General features: G+C 72.3%; 8 protein-coding genes. 5 read left to right on the top strand and 3 right to left on the bottom strand.

All coding sequences use genetic code 11. From position 1 onward, the window contains the following. Window positions 1-351: 351 nt before the first annotated feature. Complete coding sequence (locus AC08OV_RS00810) at window positions 352-1,140, top strand: methyltransferase domain-containing protein (RefSeq protein WP_476615983.1); 789 nt, start codon at window positions 352-354, stop codon at window positions 1,138-1,140. Here the strand turns inward: AC08OV_RS00810 and AC08OV_RS00805 are convergent. Continuing rightward, window positions 1,137-2,525 (bottom strand): amidase, encoded by a 1,389-nt coding sequence (locus AC08OV_RS00805; RefSeq protein ID WP_476619138.1) that lies wholly within the window; start codon window positions 2,523-2,525, stop codon window positions 1,137-1,139. The two genes, AC08OV_RS00810 and AC08OV_RS00805, sit on opposite strands and share 4 nt — an antisense overlap. Here AC08OV_RS00805 and aroA point away from each other — a divergent pair. The 4 genes from aroA (at window position 2,524) to AC08OV_RS00785 (ending at window position 6,589) form a co-directional block, all read left to right on the top strand. After that, complete coding sequence (aroA, locus tag AC08OV_RS00800; protein ID WP_476619137.1) at window positions 2,524-3,864, top strand: 3-phosphoshikimate 1-carboxyvinyltransferase; 1,341 nt, start codon at window positions 2,524-2,526, stop codon at window positions 3,862-3,864. The two genes, AC08OV_RS00805 and aroA, sit on opposite strands and share 2 nt — an antisense overlap. 75 nt (window positions 3,865-3,939) lie before the next feature. Then, window positions 3,940-4,926, top strand: a complete 987-nt coding sequence (rsgA, locus tag AC08OV_RS00795) for a ribosome small subunit-dependent GTPase A (RefSeq protein ID WP_476619136.1) — start codon at window positions 3,940-3,942, stop codon at window positions 4,924-4,926. A 101-nt stretch (window positions 4,927-5,027) separates the two neighbouring features. Beyond that, window positions 5,028-5,873: a histidinol-phosphatase gene (gene hisN, locus AC08OV_RS00790; RefSeq protein WP_462186211.1), complete on the top strand. Its 846-nt coding sequence runs from the start codon at window positions 5,028-5,030 to the stop codon at window positions 5,871-5,873. Further along, complete coding sequence (locus AC08OV_RS00785) at window positions 5,870-6,589, top strand: glycerophosphodiester phosphodiesterase (protein ID WP_476601413.1); 720 nt, start codon at window positions 5,870-5,872, stop codon at window positions 6,587-6,589. The genes hisN and AC08OV_RS00785 overlap by 4 nt, the downstream gene beginning before the upstream one ends. 309 nt (window positions 6,590-6,898) lie before the next feature. On the opposite strand, the gene AC08OV_RS00780 is transcribed toward AC08OV_RS00785, so the two are convergent. Then, a complete protein-coding gene (locus AC08OV_RS00780; RefSeq protein ID WP_476617512.1) occupies window positions 6,899-7,042 on the bottom strand; it encodes a hypothetical protein in 144 nt (47 codons plus the stop codon). Between the two features lie 472 nt (window positions 7,043-7,514). Continuing rightward, a complete protein-coding gene (locus tag AC08OV_RS00775; protein ID WP_462186228.1) occupies window positions 7,515-8,558 on the bottom strand; it encodes an alpha/beta fold hydrolase in 1,044 nt (347 codons plus the stop codon). Between the last annotated feature and the right edge of the window lie 189 nt (window positions 8,559-8,747).

The following is an 8,747-nucleotide window of genomic DNA, read 5'->3' as shown; positions in this document are numbered from 1 at the left end:
CGACGCGGTACGGCATCTCCAGCCGCGCCACCTGCACCCCGACAGAGGTGAGATATGCCGCAAGTTGTACGAAAAGCGGCGTGTCCGTGCCAGTCCCGGCTCCGTGCAGGAAGAGCACCGTCGACTCCGTCGTGCCGGGAGCCACCAGCAGCCGCCCGCCGTCCACAGCTGTGGGCGCTCCATCACCCGGGACCTGCCCGGGGCCGGCGGCGGTGGACGGCGAATCCGGCGCGCATCTATCCGCGCGAACGGGGAAGGACACGACGTGGTCGAGCCTGGAATCTGTCAGACTTCCGCCTTGAGTGTGTGACTTACCTCGCATCATCGCCCCTCGAAGGGTAGGAACGTTTCATGCCGCCTGGCCTCGACGCCGATCCGGGTCCGTCTCGCGGGCGAGCGAACACCCTGGTCTGCGAGGCTCCAGCCAACAGTGACGACCCATACTGGGCGTTCTACGAAGAGGTCGCGGCGGTCCAGCTCCGCGAATGGCTGCCGTCCCGGCCCGCGCGGGTGCTCGACGTCTCCGGCCCGCGGGCCCGCTTCGCCCGCCAGATGGTGAGCACCGGCCATCAGGTCGTCCGGGTGGTCACCAGCGCCCTGCCGCCCGATCCGGGGAGCGGTCCCGGGACGCTTCTGCCGGTGGTGGGAGACGCCCGCTCGCTGGACTGGTTCGCTCCCGGTTCCTTCGACGCCGTCCTCGCCGAGGCTCGGGCGCTGTCGTTCTGCCTCGCCACCGAGACCATCCTGGAGGAGATCCACCGGATGCTGCGGCCGGGCGGCCAGCTGCTGCTCTGCGTCGACTCCCTGCTGCTCGGGCTCGCCCGGCTCGCCGAACAGCACCGCTGGGCGGAACTGTCCGACGTCCCGCGGGCGGACGTGGTGCTCGTGCCGGCGGAAGACGGAACGATCACCCGGTGTTTCTGGCCTGAGGAACTTCGGGCGCTGCTGACCAGCGCAGGGCTCGACGTGGACTGGATCCGCCCGCGCACCGTGCTCTCCGCAGAGGCGGTCAAGCGTGCGGTCGCCGAGGACGTCTCGTGCTTCCCCACCCTGGTACGCACGGAGGTGGAACTCTCCGCCGAGCGTGAGGGTGAGTCCATCGGCATCCATCTCATCGCCTCGGCCCGCCGGTCCGCCTAAGATCCGGCGCGACGGTCGGTCCATGCGGGCCAGGGGGCGAGGCGTTCGAGGGCGGCCGCGATTCCCAGGAGCCGGGCCTCGTCCCCGTGCCGGCCGACGATCTGGAGGCCAACCGGGCAGCCGTCGTCGGTGAATCCGGCGGGGACGCTCACCGCGGGGTGGCCGCTGAGGTTGAACGCCCAGGTGAGGCTCACACTCCGGGTCTGGCCGGGGCCGCTGTGCGGATGCGGCCGGTTCGGCGTGGTGGGCGTGATGATCAGATCGACCCGGGCCAGGATGGCCGCGAGCCGGGCGTCGTTGTCCTCCCGCGACGCCGCGCTGCTCCGGTCACGGCGGCCGCGGTCCACCGGGGCAGTGGCCGTGGTGGTCGTGGTGGTCGTGGTGGCCGCCCGCAGCGCCGTCCACGCCTCCTCCGGATCCTCCAGCTCGACGGGGACCGCACGCCAGGTCAGCGCACCGGCGCGGACGAGACGCTCGGCGGCGGCGCGGCTGACCGCCACCACCTCCGGCTCGGGGGTGGCGAATCCGAGCGTCGCTGACCAGGCGGCACCCGGCACGCGATCCGCGCCGCGCGGGCCGGCCGCGGGGCGCGACCCGGGGTCGCCGAGGACCACCTCCAGCCAGGCCTGGGCGTCCGCGACCGTCCGGGTGATCGGACCGGGCACGGTGAACCCGGCCGGGTCCCGGGTAGGCAGCCGTCCGTTCGTGGGTTTGAGGCCGACCACTCCACACCAGGCCGCCGGGAGGCGGGTGGAGCCGGCGCCGTCGCTGGCCGTGGCGAGCGGGACGATCCCCGCCGCCACCGCCGCGGCCGAGCCGGCCGACGATCCGCCCGGGACGCGGTCGACCCGCCACGGGTTGACGGTCGGGCCACGGCTGGTGTGGCCCCAGGTCTGCCAGACGTGCGCGGCCCGCACCGGTACCGCGGTCGTTCCGATCGCGACCGCTCCCGCCGCGATCAGCTTCTGGGTCACGGGTGCGTCGACGCCCTCCCCTGCCTTGACGGCGACGGGCACGCCGGCGAGGGGCAGGTCCGCACCGCGAGCCAGGGCGCGTTGCACCGCGCTGGCCGTGCGCCCGGCTTCCTCCGGCCAGAGCTCGGTGAAGGCCCGCAGGACGCCGTCCACCGCGCGCAGGCGGGCGAACGCGGCATCGACGGCCTCCTGCGCGGCGATCTCACCGCGACGGACCAGGTCGGCCACCACCACCGCGCCGCACGACGGATAGGCACGCTCAAAGGATCTTCTCGTCGCCACCCGGCCTCCCGCCCCGCCCGACCCGACCCGACCCGACCGGCACCCGACCCGACCGGCGGGAATCGGGTGCCGGCCGGCGCAGGTCGCGAGGACGCGGTTGACCCGGGCCGTCGTCCGGCATGCTGTCATGGTGAGCATCCTGACGGGTACCGAAGCCACCGGAACGCAGTCCGATCCGTGGCCGGCTCCACTCGCACGGCAACCGGTCGAGGCCGTCGTCGCGGTGCCCGGCTCGAAGTCCGGCACGAACCGGGCACTCGTGCTCGCCGCGCTGGCGAATGGAACCTCCCGGCTGCGGGGTGCGCTGCGCTCCCGCGACACCCTGCTGATGGCCGGGGTGCTGAGGACGTTGGGTACCGAGGTATCCACCGAGGGGCCCGACTGGGTCGTCCACGGCCACCCGACGCCGAGCGCCGCACCCGCCGCGCGCGCGGAGTGCGGAAACGCGGGCACCGTGGCGCGCTTCACCCCGGCGCTGGCCACGCTGACCCGCGGCGATGTCGTCTTTGACGGAGACGCGCGGATGCGCGAGCGCCCACTCACCCCGCTGCTCGGCGCGCTGCGCGAGCTCGGCGCCGAGATCGACCGCGACCGAATGCCCTTTACCGTGCACGGCCGAGGGCGGCTGCGCGGCGGCGAGGTGATCGTGGATGCCTCCCACTCCAGCCAGCTTGTCTCGGGGCTGCTCCTCGCCTCCCCGCGCTACGACACCGGGGTGACGGTCGTCCACCGCGGGTCCCGGCTGCCATCGGCTCCCTACCTGGACATGACCGTCGCGGATCTACGGGCCGCCGGCGCCACGGTCGAGGTCGACGCCGTGCGCTCCCCCGCAGCCGGCCCGGTGGCGGGCACCCGGCGCTGGCGCGTCGAACCGGGCAGGCCGACCGCCGCGGACCGGACCATCGAACCGGACATGAACAGCGCGGCGGCCTTCCTCGCGGCGGCGGTCGCCACCGGCGGGCGGGTGGTGATCCCGGACTGGCCGGAGTCGACCGAGCAGCCCGGCCGGCTGCTGCCCGATCTGCTGGTGGCGATGGGAGGCACGGCCCGGCGCACGCCGGCGGGCCTGGAGATCATCGGTGGCGGCGCCGTCCACGGGATCGACGTCGATCTGTCCGACTTCGGGGAGGCCGCTCCGACACTGACCGCGCTCGCCGTGCTCGCCGACTCGCCGTCACGGCTACGGGGCATCGCGCACCTGCGGCTGCAGGAGACCGACCGGCTAGCCGCCCTGGCCCTCGAACTCGGTCGCCTGGGCGCACGGGTCACCGTCACCGACGACGGGCTGGCGATCAGTCCGGCGCCCCTGCACGGCGCCCGGCTCGACCCGCACGCCGATCACCGGCTGGCGATGGCCTACGCAGTGGTCGGCCTCGTGGTGCCCGGGATCGTCATCGACGACATCGCGACGACCGGCAAGACGGTGCCGGACTTCCCCCGGATGTGGACGGCGATGCTGGCCCGATGAGCGGCGCGACGCGACGCCCCCCGGGCCGGGCCGGCGGCCCCCCGGGGCCGACCGACGGCGCCGGCGGCTAGTCCGATGGCCCGCGAGCTGGACGAGGACGACGTCCGGGTCCGGCCGGGCCGGGGATCGCGCCCCCGGACCCGGGACCGGCCCGACCATGCCGAGGCGGTTGTGGCGGTAGTGGTGGGCGTCGACCGCGGCCGGTACACCTGCCGACTCGACGCGATGGCCGACCGCCTGGTCGCAGCCGTGCGCGGTGGGTCGATGCGCCGGACCTCCGTGATAGTCGGTGACCGGGTGGCCCTCATGGGGGATGTCTCCGGGGCGGCGGGCCTCCTGGCGCGCATCGTCCGCCGCGAGGAACGCACGAGCGTCCTGCGGCGCACCCCCGACGACAGCGATCCGGTGGAACGCCCGATCGTCGCGAACGCCGACGTCCTGGTCATCGTCTGCGCGGTCACCGATCCGCCGCCGCGGCCCGGCCTGATCGACCGGTGCCTGGTCGCCGCCTACGACGGCGGGCTCTCCCCGGTCCTGTGCCTGACCAAGACGGATCTCGCGGATCCGGTACCGCTGGTCGAGCTGTACCGCCCGCTCGGGCTCCCCGTCGTGACCACGCGCCCCGGTGGGGACCTGCACGCGCTGCTGGAGCTGCTGACCAATCGGGTCAGTGTGCTGTTCGGGCACAGCGGGGTCGGCAAGTCCACCCTGGTGAACCGGCTGGTGCCGGCGGCGGACCGGGCGATCGGCGAGGTCAACGCCGTGACCGGCCGCGGCCGGCACACCTCGTCGGCCGCTGTCGCACTGCTGCTGCCCCAGGGGGGCACTGTTGTGGACACCCCGGGTGTCCGGTCGTTCGGGCTCGGCGCGGTGTCCCCGGAGCGGGTGCTGCGGGCCTTCGAGGACCTCGCCGCGGCCGCCGCGCACTGTCAGCCCGGATGCGAGCACCTGGCGCCGTCCCCCGACTGCGCCCTGGACTCGGCGGTGCGGGACGGCCATGCCGACGCTGCCCGGCTGGCGAGCCTGCGCCGGCTGCTCGGCGCCCGCGGAGCATCGCCTTGATCGCAATAGATCGGGAGATTAGTCACACTCACCCCGCCACCCGGTGCCCGCCGCCCGGGACCACCGACGCGCGGTGGGGCTCGGCTCGTAGTCTCGCAGGCGTGACCCCGCCTAACCCCACCTCCGTGAGCATCGAACCGACCGCGGACTCCGACACCGTCGCCATCGCCGACGATCTGGCCCTCGCGCTCAGCCTCGCAGACGCCGCCGACCGGATCACTCTTTCCCGATTCCAGGCAGTAGACCTGCATGTCGAGTCGAAGCCGGACAACACCCCGGTCTCCGACGCCGACACCGCCGTCGAGTCCATGATCCGCGAACGGCTCGCTGTGGCCCGGCCGGGCGACGCCGTGCTCGGCGAGGAGGAGGGTCTCGTCGGATCGGGCGCCCGCCGGCGCTGGATCCTGGACCCCGTCGACGGCACCAAGAACTTCGTGCGCGGCGTGCCCGTCTGGGGCACCCTGCTCGGGCTCGAGGTGGACGACGAGATGGTCGTCGGGGTCGCGAGCGCCCCGGCGATGAGCCGACGGTGGTGGGGAGCCCGGGGCACCGGTGCCTTCACTCGCGACGCCACCGGCGACACCCGTGCCCTGAAGGTCTCCTCGGTCACCAGCCTGGGTGACGCCTTCCTGTCCTTCGCCTCCGTCGAAGGCTGGCAGACCGCCGACCGGCTGGAGGAGTTCCTCCACCTCGCCGGCCAGGTCTGGCGGACCCGCGCCTACGGCGACTTCTGGTCACACATGATGGTGGCCGAGGGCGCCGTGGACCTCGCCTGCGAACCCGAGGTGTCGCTCTGGGACATGGCCGCGCTCCAGGTCATCGTCGAGGAGGCCGGCGGCCGGTTCACCGACCTGGGCGGACGCCGGGGACCGGGACACGGCACGGTGCTCACCACCAACGGGCATCTCCACGACGTCGCGCTGCAGTCGTTCAACGGCTCTTCATGATCGGTTTTGCGCATCGTGGTTCCCCCGCCCCCGGCCAGCGGGAGAACTCCCTGCCCGCGTTCCGTCGTGCCCTGGCCGGCGGGGCGAGTGGGCTGGAGTCGGACGTCTGGCTCACCGCCGACGGCGTTCCGGTCCTGCATCATGACGGTGTGTTCGGCCCGCCCGGGCGGCGTCGGCGGATTCCCGACCTGACCGCCGACCGCCTGCCGGGGTGGCTGCCGACCCTCGCGGAGTTCTACGCGGAGCTGGGTACGTCCTTCGAGTTCAGTCTTGACCTGAAGGGCCCGCCAGGCAGTTGGGCGGACGCGGCGGCGGCCGTCGCCGCCGTCGCCCGCGAGGCCGGTGGCGGCGAGGCGGCGAGGCGGCTGTGGCTGTGCGGCGGGCTCACGGACCTCGCGAAATACCGACCGCTGGATGACGATGTCCGGCTGGTGAACTCGACGTCGATCCGCGATATCGTCGCCGGTGGCGGAATGACCGCGTACGGCGATGAACTCCGGGCCGTCGGAGTCACCGCCCTCAACCTGCGCGCGCGTGAATGGACCCCGCCCCGGGCCGGCATCGTCGGTGTTCTCCACAACCTGGGTATCGCCGTGTTCGGGTGGGATGCGCAACGAACAACCACACTGACCCGGCTAGCCGGATACGGGCTCGATGCGGTCTACAGCGACCATCTACGCCGGCTGGTACGCGTGACGGGTGCCACCCGGGCATAGCCAGCAGGGGTGCCCGGCGACGCGACTGTCGTAGGTGCGCCGAGGTCAGACGAATTGGGTAGCCAACCAGGCGAAGTCGTTGATTCAGTTGTGCGCAGAGTGACGCGGCTCCGGCACACCGTCATATCACTGCTGGTTAGGATAGCGTCGCGCAGGCTATAACCGGCGTCACCCTCGAGCGCCAGGGAAAGATCGGTTCCCCGAACCTGCGGATTGACCCACGAAAGGGATAACACTCACTCCCGCGCCGGCGGCCGACGATGGCGCACCGTGGCACTTTCTTGGCACCGGGATGGCGGGAGGCTGCACTCAGTCCTCCTCTGCGACTTTCAGCATCTGCTCCGGAAACCCGGTGCGTTCCGCCACATGCTCGACGGAGTATCCCTGTCGTACCAGGTCACGAGCCTGTTCCAGGGTCCAGCCCCGACCGGGGTCGACCCGGCGGACAACCACCTCACTCGCCTGGCGCCGTTCCTGGGGCCAGCTGAGTCGTGCACGGCGTGCCAAGGGTCGACCTCCGAGATTTGAGAGGACTTTGGTGTTACGCCACCAAGGATAGGCCATATTGACGCCGGCCTGCCCGTTGAACTCCACGATAGCGGGTGCCGAGCAGTTAATGCAGACCCGCGCCGGAAGACAGCGCATCACGCGAAGACCCTGGCCCGAACAGGCGACACGCCAAGAGGTACGAGAGTCCTTGATCCTCGGCTGGCCGGATCCATCGGTGACCGGGAAGACCTTCCGCGAGAGCGGTTCAGCCGAGAACGGCACCGACGCATCTCGCCGGGCGACTTCCCGCAAGGCATGGCTATGGATGGCCAACTGGGTCGTCGATGCATAGCGGGTCCACCCCGATGCGACGGGTCACCTCGGTGAACGTATAACGGCGGATCCCGGCCCCGCCATGGCCGGCGGCCGTGCCCGTTTATCGGCTCCGGGTGAGGCCACGACCCACGGCTTCCGCCGGGGTCGAACGCGCGCCCGACGGCTGGGCTGCGGCCCCGGATGCTTCCGTGGTCCTAGTCGAGCGGCCGTGCTCACGCAGCATCGCCCGCCACTGCTGCGGGGAGTGACTCGCCGGCCGGGTGGTCGCCAGAAAATCCTCGAGAACCGCCCGGAAGCGTTCGGGGTCAGTGTGATGGGGGAAATGCCCGGCACCGGCGAAGATCTCCAGGCGGCTCCCCGGCATCGCCTCGTGCGCCATCCACGCGTGCTCAGCCGGGATGACGGCATCCCGGTCACCCCAGACGATCAGCGAGGGCATCCCAGCGGCGAGGTAGCACCGGTCCAGCATCGTGATGGACTGCCCATGCCCGTCCACCGCCGACCGTAGCGTGCGCAGGAACGCCGCCCGCGCGGTGGGTACGCCCAGCGAGTCGAAGACGTTCAGGAGATCGTCGGCGTCCCGCCCGAGATCGGTGTGCAGCAGGCGCAGCGCGTGCATTCCGGCCCAGCCGGCGACCCGCACCGGCGGCATGCCGATCAGGGACAGCAGCGCCCCGGCTCCAGGCACGGCCGCCGCCCGCAGCGCGGGATGCAGGTGTGGCCCGACCCCGCCGGTGGCGACCAGCACCAACCGCTCGCAGCGCTCCGGGAACTGGTAGGCGAACTGCATGGCCACCCCGCCGCCCAGCGAGTGCCCGACGACCGTGGCGCGCTCGATCCCGAGGATGGTGAGCAGGTCACGCATCCCGCACGCGTAGCCGGCCACCGAGTAGTCACCGCGCGGTTTGTCCGACTCCCCGTGTCCCAGCAGGTCGGGGGCGATGACGGTGTGCCGGCGGGCCAACTCCGGGATGATCGAGGCCCAGGTGCGCGCATTGTCCCCGATGCCGTGGATGAGCAGCAGAACCGGGCCGCGCCCGGCCCGCAGATAGCACCGCCGGTACCCGTGGACCGTGACGAAGCGGGAGGTCAGCGGGCTCACCCGGGGCACGCCGTAGGCACGGCCGCCTTCGGTGCTCGTCATCCCGTCTGCCGATGCCACGACCGAGGCTGGATTCTTCCTCACTCGCCACCACCCACCCGCGACTCGCCGCCACCCACCCGCCCCGGACCGGCGATCACCCCGGCTCGAAGCACACCATCCTACTTCCACGGCCTACCCCGGGAGCCGGCCCGGGACTCGTACCCGGCTCCCCGCGCCCGACCACTCCGA

This window comes from Frankia sp. CeTa3Moorea (genome assembly GCF_978021225.1).
The sequence above is the reverse complement of the archived record's forward strand: the minus strand, read 5'-3'. Positions and strand labels throughout refer to the sequence as shown.